10 protein-coding genes are annotated in these 14,859 nt (G+C 63.2%); 7 read left to right on the top strand and 3 right to left on the bottom strand.

Translation table 11 applies throughout. The annotated features are described in order from the left end of the window. Window positions 1-986 (top strand): Ig-like domain-containing protein (locus P3G66_RS20270; RefSeq protein WP_276117030.1); only part of this gene is annotated, 986 nt, incomplete at its 5' end. Between the two features lie 252 nt (window positions 987-1,238). Next, window positions 1,239-4,421 (top strand): Ig-like domain-containing protein, encoded by a 3,183-nt coding sequence (locus P3G66_RS20265; RefSeq protein ID WP_276117029.1) that lies wholly within the window; start codon window positions 1,239-1,241, stop codon window positions 4,419-4,421. A 10-nt stretch (window positions 4,422-4,431) separates the two neighbouring features. Here P3G66_RS20265 and P3G66_RS20260 read toward each other — a convergent pair whose 3' ends face one another. Then, window positions 4,432-5,271, bottom strand: a complete 840-nt coding sequence (locus tag P3G66_RS20260; RefSeq protein WP_158170222.1) for a hypothetical protein — start codon at window positions 5,269-5,271, stop codon at window positions 4,432-4,434. Between the two features lie 93 nt (window positions 5,272-5,364). Here P3G66_RS20260 and P3G66_RS20255 point away from each other — a divergent pair, with 93 nt between their 5' ends. The 3 genes from P3G66_RS20255 to P3G66_RS20245 are packed head-to-tail and all read left to right on the top strand — an operon-like array spanning window position 5,365 to window position 7,733. Further along, the gene (locus P3G66_RS20255) at window positions 5,365-6,120 is read left to right on the top strand and encodes a lysophospholipid acyltransferase family protein (protein ID WP_042921233.1); all 756 of its coding nucleotides are present in this window, start codon (window positions 5,365-5,367) and stop codon (window positions 6,118-6,120) included. A gap of 3 nt (window positions 6,121-6,123) precedes the next feature. Next, the gene (locus P3G66_RS20250; protein WP_054188660.1) at window positions 6,124-6,858 is read left to right on the top strand and encodes a lysophospholipid acyltransferase family protein; all 735 of its coding nucleotides are present in this window, start codon (window positions 6,124-6,126) and stop codon (window positions 6,856-6,858) included. A 53-nt stretch (window positions 6,859-6,911) separates the two neighbouring features. Next, window positions 6,912-7,733 (top strand): Cof-type HAD-IIB family hydrolase, encoded by an 822-nt coding sequence (locus P3G66_RS20245; protein WP_037131235.1) that lies wholly within the window; start codon window positions 6,912-6,914, stop codon window positions 7,731-7,733. A gap of 37 nt (window positions 7,734-7,770) precedes the next feature. On the opposite strand, the gene P3G66_RS20240 is transcribed toward P3G66_RS20245, so the two are convergent. Further along, entirely contained in the window at window positions 7,771-9,744 is a 1,974-nt protein-coding gene (locus P3G66_RS20240) for an N-acetylmuramoyl-L-alanine amidase (protein ID WP_158170224.1), read from the bottom strand. A 331-nt stretch (window positions 9,745-10,075) separates the two neighbouring features. Between P3G66_RS20240 and P3G66_RS20235 the strand changes: the two genes are divergently transcribed. Beyond that, a complete protein-coding gene (locus P3G66_RS20235; protein WP_158170225.1) occupies window positions 10,076-11,638 on the top strand; it encodes a SpoIID/LytB domain-containing protein in 1,563 nt (520 codons plus the stop codon). A gap of 102 nt (window positions 11,639-11,740) precedes the next feature. Here P3G66_RS20235 and P3G66_RS20230 read toward each other — a convergent pair whose 3' ends face one another. Continuing rightward, window positions 11,741-13,234 (bottom strand): PucR family transcriptional regulator, encoded by a 1,494-nt coding sequence (locus P3G66_RS20230; RefSeq protein ID WP_003943944.1) that lies wholly within the window; start codon window positions 13,232-13,234, stop codon window positions 11,741-11,743. A 171-nt stretch (window positions 13,235-13,405) separates the two neighbouring features. Here P3G66_RS20230 and P3G66_RS20225 point away from each other — a divergent pair, with 171 nt between their 5' ends. Continuing rightward, entirely contained in the window at window positions 13,406-14,815 is a 1,410-nt protein-coding gene (locus P3G66_RS20225; protein WP_064442963.1) for an amino acid permease, read from the top strand. The last annotated feature ends 44 nt before the right edge of the window (window positions 14,816-14,859 follow it).

The following is a 14,859-nucleotide window of genomic DNA, read 5'->3' as shown; positions in this document are numbered from 1 at the left end:
GTTCGTCGGCGCCTGCTCAGACGGTGACCGTTTCTGATCCGGCTCCGGTGGATGTGGAGACGACGACGTCGTTGTCGGTTCCGGCTACGGCAATCACGGGCAGCGCGGTTGATCTGACCGCAACGGTGGCTCCGAACAATGCTGTGGGTACGGTGCAGTTCAAGTCGAACGGCACGGCAATCGGTGCACCGGTGACAGTCACGTCCGGTGTTGCGACTCTGTCGCACGCATTCGATGCTGCTGGCGCTCAAAGCGTTACGGCTGACTTCACCGCCGGTGCTGGCTTCGTGAGTTCGTCGGCGCCTGCTCAGACGGTGACGGTGTCGGATCCGGCTCCGGTCGACAAGGCGACAAAGACGGTGCTGAGTGTTCAGGGTGAAGCCAAGGTCGGACTGCCTGTTGATCTCTTCGCGACAGTGTCCGAAGATCCCTCGGACGCCCTGGTGCCTTCCGGCGGAACGGTCCAGTTCAAGATCGGTGGAGTCGATCTGGGCGCCCCGGTCGCGGTTGTTGACGGAGTTGCCAAGCTCCCGCACGTCTTCGGAGCAGAAGGCACCTTTGCAGTCTCGGCTGTATTCAGTGGATCCGGTGTGTTCACGTCGTCCACTGCGGAGTCTGTCGACGTCAATGTCACGGTTCCGACCCCGTCGGATGTCGAAAGCTCTACGTCGTTGACGGCTCCGTCCTCGGCAAAGGTCGGCACGGCGGTGCAGCTGAAGGCTGTGGTCAGTTCTTCCGGCGCGACGTCGGGAACCGTCCAGTTCTTCGACGGAACGACTCCGATCGGAACTGCCGTTGATGTTGTCGGTGGGCAGGCCGTGCTGAGCCACACCTTCACCACGACCGGCAACCATTCGATCACCGCGGTCTACAGCGGAGCCCAGGGCGTCACGGGTTCCACGTCGACTGCATCGGTTGTGAACGTCGGTAACGGGGGTGGTGGCTCCGGTTCGCTCGGTTCGCTGTCGCTGCCGTTCGGTTCATGATTCTCCGATGATGTGATGCCCCCTTGCGCCCATAGGTGCAAGGGGGCATTGCTCTTCGGGAATCGCGGATTGGTCGTTAGCTGAACTATTGGCAATTCGTGAATATTTGTCTGAAATAACTGATACAAGTACTACTTTTGACGGGTACTGTACGAGCGTCCAGCTCCATTCCGATTTCCGCTCTGTTCGAGTGACCTCCTTCCGTGCGGTTCCCGATCCACGTCTGTTGCTAGCTGAGGAGAGTTCGTGTTGGTGAGAAGAAGTTCCGCGGTCGTGGTGGCGGCGTTGGTCGGTGGCGTGCTGGTGGCAGGTGGCGTTGCTTCGGCAGCTCCGACGTCATCTCCCGCGGTGGAGAACTCGATCGGGTTCAAGCTGGGTTGCGATGGTTATGAACATCTGGCTGTTGATATCGCGGATGTGTTTCATTCGACGGGTGTGACGGTGTCTGCACCGGAGAAGGTGGTGGCGGGGTCGACGTTCACCTATCGGGTTCAGCCGAACGTGATGTCGGTGCCGACGGGTGGGCATGCAGGCCGCAGTGTCGGTAAATGGACGCGGCTCAAGTACGACTTCGATATACCTGCAGGGGTGTCGTTGGTGGATGCTCAGGTCGTGGCAGGTACTTCGTCGAATTTGTCCGGTGTGACTCCGTCGGTGATTCGGATCAACGACGGCGGTTCGCCGGATGGCGCGGGTACGCATCTGCGTATTTCGGGGAACAATCAGACTGCTGACTCGAACAACAAGGGCGGTAACGGCCCGAGCACGAGCAAGAACAGTGACGGTGGAATCGAGGTAGGGGCAGGGAAGACCTTCCGGTTGCCCGCGATCGACGTGACGGTGGTTGCCGGTGCCGCGGGTAGTACGGTGCAGCCGAAGTTGCGTGCCACAGATGGTGATTCGGGTGCGTTCAATTCGCCGAAGAATGCGTTCACGTTCTTGCAGTACGAGACCCTTTGGCCGGGGTACTGGGAGCGCTACAACTGCTCTCCGCGCGATTCGAGTGGTGGTGGGTTGAATGCGGGTGGTCAGGCATTGGCCACCGTCAACGTCGTCTCGCAGGCGGGGACCGCGACTGCAGTGACATCCGGCGCGGCTGCAACGGTCGGTCAGTCGACCGATTTGGTTGCGCAGGTCTCCCCGGCACCGACAGGCGGCACCGTTCAGTTCAAGGATGGCGGAACTGACATCGGCGCCCCGGTGGCCGTCGTCAATGGCGTTGCCACACTGCCACATACATTCACCGCAGCGGGAGATCACTCCATCACCGCTGTATACGACGGTGTTCTCGAGTTTCTGACATCCACGTCACCGGCACGCACAGTGAGCGTGGCCGCTGCCGATGTACAGACGACTGCGTCGTTGACAGTCCCGAGTAGTGCCGTCGAGCAGACCTCGGTCGCGCTGACCGCAAACATCTCACCGGCAGCTAACGGCGGAACGGTCCAGTTCAAGGACGGTGGCATCGACATCGGCGGACCCATCGCGGTGACTGGCGGAGCGGCGACCCTGGATCACACGTTCACCACGACGGGATCACACTCGATCACTGCGGTCTACTCAGGTACTGCAGGTTTTGGTGGTTCGACCGCGCAAGCTCAGACCATCGAGATCTCGAGCTCAGCGCTGAGTACGACTACAACGCTTCAAGTTCCGGCTACGGCGGTCACGGGTACTGCGGTTGATTTGACCGCTACCGTGGCTCCGAACAATGCGGTGGGTTCGGTGCAGTTCAAGTCGAACGGCACTGCGATCGGCACTCCGGTTGCAGTTGCGTCGGGTGTTGCGACGCTGTCGCATGCGTTCGATGTTGCTGGTGCTCAAAGTGTTACCGCTGAATTCACTGCTGCTGCAGGGTTTGTGAGTTCGTCGGCGCCTGCTCAGACGGTGACGGTGTCGGATCCGGCTCCGGTGGATGTCCAGACCACGACCTCACTCTCGGTTCCCGCGACTGCCATCACGGGCACGGCTGTTGATCTGACCGCGACGGTCGCTCCGAACAATGCTGTCGGTACGGTGCAGTTCAAGTCGAACGGTGCGGCGATCGGCTCGCCGGTGACAGTCTCCGCGGGTGTTGCGACGCTGTCGCATTCGTTCGATGCTGCTGGTGCTCAAAGTGTTACCGCTGAATTCACTGCTGCTGCAGGGTTTGTGAGTTCGTCGGCGCCTGCTCAGACGGTGACGGTGTCGGATCCGGCTCCGGTGGATGTCCAGACCACGACCTCACTCTCGGTTCCCGCGACTGCCATCACGGGCACGGCTGTTGATCTGACCGCGACGGTCGCTCCGAACAATGCTGTCGGTACGGTGCAGTTCAAGTCGAACGGTGCGGCGATCGGCTCGCCGGTGACAGTCTCCGCGGGTGTTGCGACACTGAGCTATTCGTTCGATGCTGCTGGTGCACAAAGTGTTACGGCTGACTTCACTGCCGGTGCAGGCTTCGTCAGCTCCTCGGCGTCGGCTCAGGCGGTGACGGTCTCTGATCCGGCTCCGGTGGATGTCGAGACGACGACGTCGCTCTCGGTTCCCGCGACGGCGGTTACGGGTACGGCGGTTGATCTCACCGCGACGGTTGCTCCGAACAACGCGGTGGGTTCGGTGCAGTTCAAGTCGAACGGCACGGCAATCGGTGCACCAGTCACGGTGTCCGGTGGTACCGCGACCCTCTCACATTCCTTCGATGCCGCTGGCGCGCAGAGCATTACCGCGAATTTCACCGCTGGTGCCGGATTCAAAAACTCGGTTGCGAGTGCGAAGTCAGTTCAGGTCAGTGTTGCCGACCAGGAATCCGTCGTCGAACTGAATATTCCGACCGACGCCAAAACTGGTGTGGCGACCGACTTGTGGGCAACCGTCCGAACGTCGTCGGATGATGCTGTCGGCGTCGGAACCGTGCAGTTCTACGACGGTGGCGTCGCGATCGGCGGTCCTGAAGCGGTTACGGCCGGCGCTGCGGGCCTGACGCATTCGTTTACCTCTGCGGGTGCGCACAGCATCACTGCGGTCTATTCGGGAGGAGCCGGTGTAGTCGGATCCTCGGCCCAGGCGCGGACGGTGAATGTAACGGACCCTGCGCCTTCGGATGTCACCACGGAGACTGTGGTGACGGTGCCTGGTGATGCCGTGGTGAACAAGTCGGTGACCCTGTCGGCGACTGTCAGTTCGGTGCAGAACGGTGGAACGGTGCAGTTCATGGATGGGGATACTCCGATCGGTGACGCTGTTGCAGTGGTCAACGGGATCGCGGCGCTGAACCACACCTTCACCACAACTGGCGCGCATTCGATTTCGGCAATCTACAGTGGCGCAGCCGGATTCACAGGCTCCACCTCGACGGCCCACGCAATTCAGGTCAAGGCTGCAACCGGTGGTGGCACGGGCAGCCTCGGTTCAGGCAGCGCTGGCTCGAGCGATTTCCTTCCCTTCGGTTCCTGACCGAAGCAGTTCAGGTCGCGGCCCCGAGGCAATATCCCTCGGGGCCGATCGACAGGGTGAACTGCATCGAGCGCGAGTTACCGGTTCCGTCGCTGACGGGCAGGGTGACACGGACGTAGTCGCCGCGAACCGGAGTGACTGTTGCAGCGTCGGCGTCGAAAGACCTGATACCGGCCAGCTGATTCGGATCGAGCTTGAGAGGCGGCTGGCCGGTTGCGCCGGTGCCGTCCGGATCCCACGGGCTGTTGCCGGGGCAGATCAGTGGATAGAACGTCTCGACGTCGCGGGTATTGACCGGCCGTCCCGTGGCGCGTGAGAGAAACCTGACGACGGCGTGGGAAGCGTCGGCCGCGGTGTAGAAGTTTGATTGCCCCGCAGGGAAGACGAACGGGCACGCATAGCCGGAAGCGATCTCCGAGCGCTTGGCGGCGACGGAGAGTCCGCCGCCATTCCAGGTGACCGCGTACTGGCCGTCGACGCCTGGTGCGGCGATGGCCGTCAAGATGGCGGGAACATCCGAGTATCGGTCGGCGATCGTTGTGGGCGGCATCGTCCAGCATGCGTTCGTGAGCGCGTCCACGTCCAAGGACACCAGGTCCGTTGCCCAAGCTGCCAAGGCCGGCGCAGCAGCCGGATTGCCGGGCACGTCACCAACCGGAGGTGGCGCGACCGGCGCAGCGGGCGCAATTGTCGTCGTGGGTGCGAGAGTGGTTGTCGTCGTGGTTTCCGTCGTCGGCGGAGACGGTTCGTCCGTCAGGATTCCCGTCCGTCCGTCGTCCTCACATGCGGTTATCGCCAACGTCATGGCGAGTGCGACTGCCCCCACTGCCGCTCGTCCTGCCGACTTCATTCGTTCGTACGCCCCTTTTGCGACATTCTGACCAACATCCACCCCAGAACTGCTGCGGGTCAGATCACGGATTCCCGTCTACGCTAGCGAACTGTGGATCCCGTTTACAGAACAGTCATCGGCATCGCCCGTACCGTCTTCGCTTTCGAGGGCCTGAAGTTCTCCGTCAAGGGAGAGCAGAACATCCCGGCGTCCGGTGGCGCCGTGATCGCGATCAACCACACCGGGTACATGGACTTCACGTATGCGGGACTGCCGGCACGGACCCCGAAGCGCTACATCCGGTTCATGGCCAAGAAAGAGGTCTTCGACAACAAGATCTCCGGACCGATCATGCGGGCCCTCAAGCACATCCCGGTCGACCGCGGCGCGGGCGCCGACTCCTACAAGGCGGCCGTAGATTTCCTGAAGCGCGGCGAATTGGTGGGCGTGTACCCCGAAGCCACGATCAGTCGGAGCTTCGAGATCAAGGAATTCAAGTCCGGCGCCGCCCGCATGGCGATCGAGGCGGGCGTCCCGATCGTTCCCGTCGTCATCTGGGGCGCTCAGCGCGTGTGGACGAAGGGTTATCCGAAGCGTTTGGGCCGCACCAACACTCCCATCTCCATTGCCGTCGGCGAGCCGATTGCACCTTTCGAGCCGGCGAGTGAGCTGACGGCGAAGCTGCGGTCGACGATGCAGGAGTTGCTGCTCGATCTGCAGAAGAGCTACGACCATCCCGCCGGCGAGTACTGGGTGCCGGCCCGCCTCGGTGGCAGCGCGCCGACGCTCGAGCAGGCCGACAAGATGGATGCCGATGAGGCCGAGGCGAAAGCCAAGGCTCGCGAGGCGCGGAAGTCCGAAGGCTGACCCATGCCCTTCGAACCCGTTTACACCGCCGTCGAGGTAGTCGCGCGTGGTCTGAGCGGTTTCCAGGGCGTGAAAGTCACCCGCACCGGGACGGAACACGTCCCGGTGTCCGGCGGTGCCGTCATCGCGATCAACCACACGAGTTACCTCGATTTCATACCGGCGGCCCTGGCGGTCGGCACCGCGAAACGCAAGCTCAGAGTGATGGCCAAGGCTGAGCTGGCGGACAACAAGGTCCTCGGCTTCCTCATGCGTGGATGCGGCGTCATCGAAGTGGACCGCTCCGCCGGAGCGCAGGCGTATCGAGCCGGAGTCGACGCCCTCAAGCGTGGCGAATTGGTGGGCGTCTACCCGGAAGCGACGATCAGCCGGAGCTTCGAGATCAAGGAAATGAAATCCGGAGCAGCTCGGATGGCCATCGACGCCGGCGTGCCGATAATTCCGCTGATCGTCTGGGGCGCCCAGCGGATCGTCACCAAGGGCGGACCGAAAAATCTGGGCCGCAATCATTTCCCGATCTCGGTGGAGGTGGGTGCACCGATCGATCCGGTCGAGCCCGCCGAAGCGCTGAGCGAGATCCTGCGCATCGAGATGGATGCGATCCTGCGCCACGTTCAGGACGGGTTCGTGCACGAGCCCGGGGCGTACTGGGTGCCGCGCCGACTCGGCGGTGGCGCACCGACGCCGGAGGAAGCTGCGGCCATGGACGCACAGGAACGCGCGAAGCGGGCGCGCTGAGCGAGACCGTCGTACCGGGCAGGCACAATGGCGGTGTGAGCCCAGACCGTCGTATCAGCCCTGACCGCCCAACCTTGGTTGCGACCGATGTCGACGGCACCCTCATCGATCACGACGAGTTGGTCAGTGCCCGCACCCGCGCCGCCGTGCATGCCGTCGTCGAATCCGGCACGCCGTTCCTGCTGGCAACCGGGCGTCCTCCGCGATGGATTTCGCCCGTCGTCGAGGGCTTGGGATACGCGCCACTCGCCGTCTGCGCAAACGGTGCCGTTGTCTACGACAGCTACGCCGACCGCGTCCTCAGCGCCGCGACCTTGTCGGTCGACGCACTCACCGAACTCTCCGAGCTGGCACTGGTTGCACTCCCGGGCGCAGGTTTGGCCGCGGAACGAGTGGGGGAGAGCGCACATGACGCCGCCACCCCACAGTTCGTCAGCTCACCAGATTACGAACACGCCTGGCTCAACCCGGACAACACCGAGATGTCCGAGGACGAAGTGCTTGCGGCGCCGGCCGTCAAACTCCTGATTCGCCGTCCAGGCATGACCAGCACGGCGATGTACGACACGCTCGCCCCGCACGTCGGTGCGCTCGCCGACATGACGTACTCCACCGAGAACGGACTGATCGAACTCTCGGCGCCGGGCATCACGAAGGCGTCGGGCCTGGTTGCCGCCGCGGAGAGGTTCGGCTTCGACCTGTCGGGTCTGGTGGCCTTCGGGGACATGCCCAACGACATCCCGATGCTGGGGATGGCTCGACTCGGCGTTGCCATGGGCAACGCTCACCCCGAAGCCAAAGCCGCAGCCGACGAGGTCACCGACACCAATTCGGCACACGGGGTTGCAAAAGTCCTCGAGCGCTGGTGGTCGTAGAACCCACCAGCGCCCGAGGACGTGTCTTGCTCGAGTGTCAGCCGACAGGCGCGCTGTTGGCCATTTCCTGGGCAAAGGTCTCGTTGTAGGTCTTGAGGACCTTCGTGACCATGCCGGTGATCTGGTTGAAGATCAGCGAACCGTTCTCGAAGTCGCTTCGCAGGCCGTCCGGGATCGAGTACTCGTCCGAGATCGGCAATCCCAGTTCACCCGCGTCGGAACCGAAACTCTGCCACGACTTGAAGATCTCGCCGAGCACGGTGAACACTCCGCCGTTCGGCGAGGTGTAGACAGCGCCGTTCTGGAACAGCGCACCCTGGTTGCCGAGCTTCGCCTGCAGAATTCCGGACAGTGCCTGGCCGAGGCGTCCGATCTCGCCACCTTCGGCGATCCACTTCTGCGCGAGCGGTGAATTGTCGGTGATCTGCAGAATCTGGGTGACCAGATCCGGGATCGACGAACCGGTGCCACCGGTGACCGTGTCGACCGGAGTGGTCGGCTTGGGCGCAGGCGTCGACGGATTGGAAGGGTTCGAGGGGTTCAACGTTCCCCCGATGTTCGCGGCCGCGATGTTCCGGATGTCGTTCATGTGTGCGTATGCGGCATCACCCGGGCACGCGGTGTTTCCGACGTCGCGGTGGGCGAAGATGATCGGCAGATCGACTGCTGCGCCCTGCGGGTACGGCGTGAACTCGGTGCCCTCGGAGTACATCGTCGTTCGGCCCTTGGGATCGAGTCCGGCCATGCCGAGCTTCCAACCGAGGAACTTGCCGACGGCGTTGAGCGTCGCCTGCGAAGGCTCGACGGTGGAGTAGTCGCCCATCATCGCGATACCGGTGGTGTTCTCGTTGAATCCACCCGCGTGTGCACCCTGAACTGCCTTGTCGAGTCCGCCTGCGCGGCCTTCGAAGGTCTGACCGTACTTGTCGACGAGGACGTTGTATCCGACGTCGCACCAGCCGAGCGTCTGTGCGTGGTAGGCGTAGATCGAGCGGACGATGCCGGCCGATTCGGCCTTCGTGTAGTTGTTGCTACCTGCGGTGTGGTGAACGGTCGCGCCACCGATGAAGTCGTCGTACGTGGGGGAGTCGCAGCGAAGTGACTCGTCTGCTCCCCACTGAGCACGGGTGATGACGGACGGTCCGCTGCCGCCGAGCGGCGCTGCGACGGCCTGCAGATTGCTGTCTGCCTCGCTGGCACCCGGGTCGATCAACACGGCGGTGACGGCATCTGCTGCCGTCGTCACCTGGCGAAGCGGCTTGGACACCGAAGCGGGTGTGTACCCGAGTTCGCCAGTGGCTGCGGGTGCTTCAGCGGGGGCAGCTTCCGGAGCGGGCGCGGGGGCAGCTTCCGGAGCCGGGGCCGGCGCAACCTCGGCTGCGGGAGCAGCGGCACCCTGCGGCGTGAGGATCTGGATGGACTTGGTGGCGCCGACGAAGACCGGTTCGGTGGCGGTACCGGAGTTGGTGGCCTGATCCGAGCTGGCGGAGTCGATGGCGTCAGGGGTGAACCACGGGCCCCAGGTGCCGTCTTCGGCCAGGGCGCGGACCTTGGACTGCGCCGAGGCGATGGTGTCCGAGGTCAACGCGACCATGCTGAACGGAGTGTCGCGGGTGACTTCCTTGACCACGGCACCTGGCTCTTCCTCGGAAGGAACCGGAGCGGTTTCGGTCGGGGCGCCGGGAGCAGCGGGTGCCGGGAACAGCTCGGTCGGCAGCGTGATCCCTGGAGGTAGCGGGATTTCGGTCGGGAGCTTGAGGTTTCTCAGATCACCGAGGTTGATGTCGGGGAGATCGAGACCGGTCAGCTCCTTGACCGGAATGATGATGTCGGGCACCGACGCGAGGAGCACCTCTGCGATCTGGGTCGGCACTGCTACTGACGTCGTCTCGTTCGCGGAACGTACATCGGACGTAGTGCTCGTGAAGCCGTAGACCGCAAAAGGACTTGCGACAGCCACTGCGGCTACAGCCCCGAGTACGAGCGAGGGCTTCGGTCGACGGTGTGGCAAGGGATTACTCCTCGGTTGTAGTTACTTGCGAGCGAACTTCAGGGCCGATGACGGCCGTGAACGGAATTCTTCAAAACCGGATCCGAGCAGGTCGGATGCCATGTTCTGGGGTTGAACTCCAGTTTTCGGACGCGTACGTCTGCAACTCGTGATGCTGATGTGACTCGTGTGACTGGTGTTGCTAACTCCAAACACTCTTGCCACACTAGTCACAAAAGTCCATAACGCTCAACCTTAGGGTGAGACTTTAGTTAAATCGTTGTGGACTGGCCTGCGCGCGAAGTACCGACTTCGCGGACTCGTGAGGCCGGTAGCGATGAGGAGAGCATTGATGGCGAGAAGCGGAAGAAGCGGAACTGCAGGTAAGAAGCCTGTGTCCGGTCGCGCAGGTCGCTTTCTGGTGGGCGGACCCGGGAGGCGAACCTCGCTGATGCGGATCTCGGTCCTCGGTCTCGTTCCGGCTCTTGCGCTCGGCGTCGCGATCGGAGGTTTCACGCAAATCCGCGCTGAGGAGCCGTCGATCCTGCACGCCGTCGCTGCCGACACGCAATTCACGCTCTCCGGGCACGGCAACGGACATGGCCGTGGAATGGGCCAGTGGGGCGCTTACGGCTACGCCAAGAACGACGGCTGGTCCGGCGAGCGAATCCTCAGTCACTACTACGGGGGAACCGTCCTGGACTCGATGCCGCCTGCCCAGATGAGTGTGCGGCTCACGGCCCAGGACAACTCGACGCTCGACGTCTACTCCGACGCCGGCCTCGTGGTCAACGGTCAGCGCACCGCGCCCGGCGAGGCTGCCCATCTCACTGCACTGCCCGGTGGCGGTGCGCAGGTAGTGGTCACCAGCGGGTGCGGTGGCGGGGTTGTCTGGGAAGCGGTCACCGAGCATCCGTGGGTGGACCCGGTGGACCTCGGTCCGGATCGACCCGCCGACCAGTTCCTGAAGCTGTGCAACAACGATGCGCCCTATCGAGGCGCCCTCGGCGTAGTGCTCGACAACGGCTCGGCTCGGACAGTCAATCTCCTCGACATGGAGGACTACCTGCTCGGCGTGGTGCCGGTCGAAGCGAAGGCCGAATGGGCCGATTCCGGTGGGGCCGAAGCGCTACGGGCGCAAGCCGTGGCAGCACGCTCGTACGCTGCGACCGAGCATCGCAGCTCGTACGCCGACACCTGCGACACTCAGGACTGCCAGGTCTACGGCGGAGCGGGCAAGGAAGATCCCCGCACCACCGAAGCCGTCCGGTCCACCGCCGGCGCCGTTCTGTCGCGTGACGGCAAGATTGTTGCCACCGAATTCTCCTCGTCCACAGGAGGTTACAGCTCCGGCGGTGAATTCCCGGCCGTCGAGGATCTCGGTGACGCCCTTTCTCCGAATCATGACTGGACAGTGAATCTGACCGCAGGGCAGATTGCGGACGCCTTCGATGTGGGTGAGCTGCAATCGCTCAAGATTCTCTCGCGCAACGGATTCGGTACCGACGGCGGGCGAGTGACGGCAGTCGAGGTAGTCGGAACAGATGCAACTGTTGGCGCCACCGGAATTCAGTTCCGCCAGAAACTCGGCCTGAAATCCGACTGGTTCACCATCGGTGACGGTGCGGGTGTGGTAGTGGCGCCGGATTCGGAATCGACAGTGCCGGAATCCAATTCGCCATCCGACGATCCATCGGGTACGGTTACGGAGACGCAGATCGAGAAGAAGTATCGGGAGCTCGGCGGTGAAAGCGGCTCTCTCGGTGCTCCTGCCGGCCCGGAGATGCAGTTGCCCTCCGAAGCAGGCACTTTCCGTGTCTACGAAAACGGAACCATCATCTGGACAAAGGTTTTGGGCGCGCAGGTAGTTGATGCCAACGTGCTCCGCGAGTGGATACCGACGGGCGGAAGCTAGGGGAAGGTCGGTCGGTAGCGACTCGCACGTATCGACTCTGAAGGGTCTCTGCCGTAACCCGGCGGAGGCCCTTCAGGTCGTTCAGGGTTCGTTGGTTGTCGGTCAGATGGTCGGGGCGTCGCCGAGCAGGCGGTACTCGAGCCACAACTCCGCACGTTCCGTGGGGGAGCCGAGGTCGAGCTGGAGAAGGCTCTCGATCCGAGCGAGTCTGCTGCGCAACGTATGCCGATGAATATTCAGCGCTGTGGCCGCGGCGTCGCCCACACCGTTGTGTGCCAGCCACATGGCCAAGGTCCGGTAGAGATCGCTACCGCCCTTCGCTTCCAGAAGCGGGCGCAAGTGTGCCGCCGCGAATGCCGTCGAGCGATCCTGGTCGAGAAATGCGGACAATCCGCTCTCCGAGAGTTCGGCGAACCGCATCGAAGGCAGGTTGCGGGCACCGGCCTCGGCTGCTGCCTGCGCGGCTTGGCGTCTGGCGCGCGAGAGATCGTCCCACCACAGCATGTCCGACACGCCGACGGTGACGTCGATTTCGTTGACACGGGCGAGGATTCGCCCGCTGTCGGTAGCCGAGACGACGGCAATCAGTGCACCGTCGGTGATGCCGAACGCCAGATCGCGGCTGAGACCATCGAGCAGTGAGACGGACACGCTCTCGAGCAGGCCACTCGGGCCCGCTACGTGGAAGACCTGGAAAGGCTCGACCGGAAATCCTCCCCACAGTTCCCCGGAGATGTTGCGGGCGAGCGCATTCTGTCCCTCGAACAGCTGATGCATCGCAACGGTACGAAGGTGGTTCATCGTCAGCTGTGCGTCTCGGGTTCGAGCCGTCATCAACGTGAGCAGAGACGCGGCTGCGATGACGATGCCCTGATTCAGTGAACCGACGGCGCCGGGGCAGCCGGCGACGAGGTACCCCATCAGCTTTCCCCTCGACGTCAGCAGCGGATGGGAGATGACGTCCTCGTTCTCACTCGTGAGGAAACTGACTTCCATCGGGCGGGCGTCGCGCTCGGGGGCAGTTCGCTCGATTCCGGCGGCCGCGGCGGTGTGTGAGATCTCGACGGTATGTCCGGCCGAGTCCAGTAGAGCCGCCCATCCGCCGATCAATTCCGCCACCCGTCGTACGACTGCCCGGGTGCCGTTGACCGTCACCGCAGCTTGAAGCAGTCGCCGCAGGCTCTGGTAATTGCTGCGCAGCGCTTTCATGTCGTCGTCGGATTGCGCCTTCGACACCGCTTTGGTCAGGGCGATGAAAGGTGTTCGCAATGGGACGTCGAGAAGGGGCACACTGAAACGGGTGGCCGCATCCACCAGAGTCTGTGGCGCCTGCTCGTATCCGAGGCCGGTTCCGAAACCGATTCCGGCAATTCCGGCCGCCACCAGGGTCCGTACGAATCGGGTCGTTTCCGCGGCCGTCGTCGGTAGTGACACCCCGGTGATGAGTAGTAGTTCACCGCCGTCGAGGAAGGGCGTCGGGTCGGGAAGTTCGGAGACATGTGCCCAGGTCAGGGTGCGATCGAGCTGGTCGTGCCCAGCCAGGACGCGAAGGCCGAACTGTTCGGTCGCACAAAGCTGGCGGAGCGTGATGGGCATGAGTCCAGTCTGACACCTCGAACTCGCCACTTTGTAGTGCCTGCGGTCACGTTTGTACAAAGTGGAGCCTGACGCGAGCTTGCCGAAGGTCCGACACTGGCGCTATCGAAAATGCGCTCCGGATAGAGCGCCACCGAGATCCACGTTCCGAACAGCCCACAAGGAGTACTGATGTCCAGTACAGACCAGCCGGCACTTCAGCACACGCTGAAGAAGCGGCATCTGTCGATGATTGCGATCGCAGGCGTCATCGGCGCCGGACTGTTCGTCGGCTCCGGTGTGGCGATCCAGGAGACGGGACCCGGTGTCCTGATTTCCTACGCGCTTGCCGGCGTCGTCGTCATCCTCGTGATGCGCATGCTCGGTGAGATGTCGGCAGCGTCGCCGGAAACCGGCTCGTTCTCCTCGTACGCCGACAAGGCCATCGGCCGCTGGGCGGGCTTCTCGATCGGCTGGCTGTACGCGTGGTTCTGGATCATCGTGCTCGGCATCGAGGCCACCGCCGGTGCCCTCATCATGAATCGCTGGGTTCCGGGGGTTCCCCAGTGGACCTGGGCATTGATTCTGATGATCGTGCTGACGCTGACCAACATCATCTCGGTCAAGTCGTTCGGCGAGTTCGAGTTCTGGTTCGCCTCCATCAAGGTCGTCGCCATCATCGCGTTCCTCGGCATGGGCATCGTGGCGATCTGCGGATGGATGCCCGGCGTCGAAGCACCCGGAATGACAAACCTGACCGGTCACGGCGGCTTCCTGCCGAACGGAACAGGAGCGATGCTCGCCGCAGTCCTTGTGGTCGTGTTCTCGTTCTTCGGGGCCGAAATCGCCACGATCGCAGCCGGTGAATCGGCCAACCCGCTCGAAGCTGTTCGCGCAGCCGTCAAATCCGTCGTCTGGCGAATTCTCATCTTCTACATCGGCTCGATCGCGGTGGTCGTCACTCTGCTTCCCTGGGACAGCGCGTCGGTTGCACTCAGCCCGTACGTCGCCGTCATGGACTCCTACGGCATTCCGGCCGCGGGCAACATCATGGACGTCGTCGTCCTCACGTCGGTTCTGTCCTGCCTCAACTCGGGTCTCTACACCGCGAGCCGCATGATCTTCTCCCTCGCCGGCCGCGGCGACGCCCCCAAGTCGCTCTCACGTATCGAGAAGACCGGCGTCCCGATGCGCGCTGTCCTGGTCTCGACGATCGTCGGCTTCCTCACCGTCGGCATGAACTACCTCTCCCCGGACAAGGTCTTCCTGTTCCTGGTCAACTCCTCCGGTGCGATCGCGCTGTTCGTCTGGCTGGTCATCTCGGTGTCCCAGCTGCGCACCCGCCGCAAGCTCGAAGCTTCGGGCCAGGAGCTGGAACTCAAGATGTGGTTCTTCCCGTACCTGACCTACGCCACGATCGCCGCCATCATCGCGCTCTGCATCGGAATGCTCACCCTGGACTCGACGCGCAGCCAGATGATCGTGTCCCTGGGACTTGCAGCGATCCTCGTGGGTATCGGGCTCTACCGCTACCGGAACCACAAAGACACCGACGCCGACGCCGAGGTCGTGCCCGTCGCCGAGAGCGCTCCCACACCCTGACACCAACGTCCCCATCTGCGAGATACTTCGATGTCCTAGTATCG

Source organism: Rhodococcus sp. C3V (assembly GCF_029269915.1).
GTDB lineage: Bacteria > Actinomycetota > Actinomycetes > Mycobacteriales > Mycobacteriaceae > Rhodococcus_F > Rhodococcus_F qingshengii.
Note: the sequence above shows the minus strand (reverse complement) of the source record. Positions and strands in the feature narration are given on the sequence as shown.

What these genes read in the sequence shown, in the direction of transcription:
- P3G66_RS20260 (WP_158170222.1), bottom strand. Translation starts at nt 5,271, where the DNA reads ATGAAGTCGGCAGGACGAGCGGCAGTGGGGGCAGTCGCACTCGCCATG.
- P3G66_RS20250 (WP_054188660.1), top strand. Translation starts at nt 6,124, where the DNA reads ATGCCCTTCGAACCCGTTTACACCGCCGTCGAGGTAGTCGCGCGTGGT.
- P3G66_RS20235 (WP_158170225.1), top strand. Translation starts at nt 10,076, where the DNA reads ATGGCGAGAAGCGGAAGAAGCGGAACTGCAGGTAAGAAGCCTGTGTCC.
- P3G66_RS20230 (WP_003943944.1), bottom strand. Translation starts at nt 13,234, where the DNA reads ATGCCCATCACGCTCCGCCAGCTTTGTGCGACCGAACAGTTCGGCCTT.
- P3G66_RS20225 (WP_064442963.1), top strand. Translation starts at nt 13,406, where the DNA reads ATGTCCAGTACAGACCAGCCGGCACTTCAGCACACGCTGAAGAAGCGG.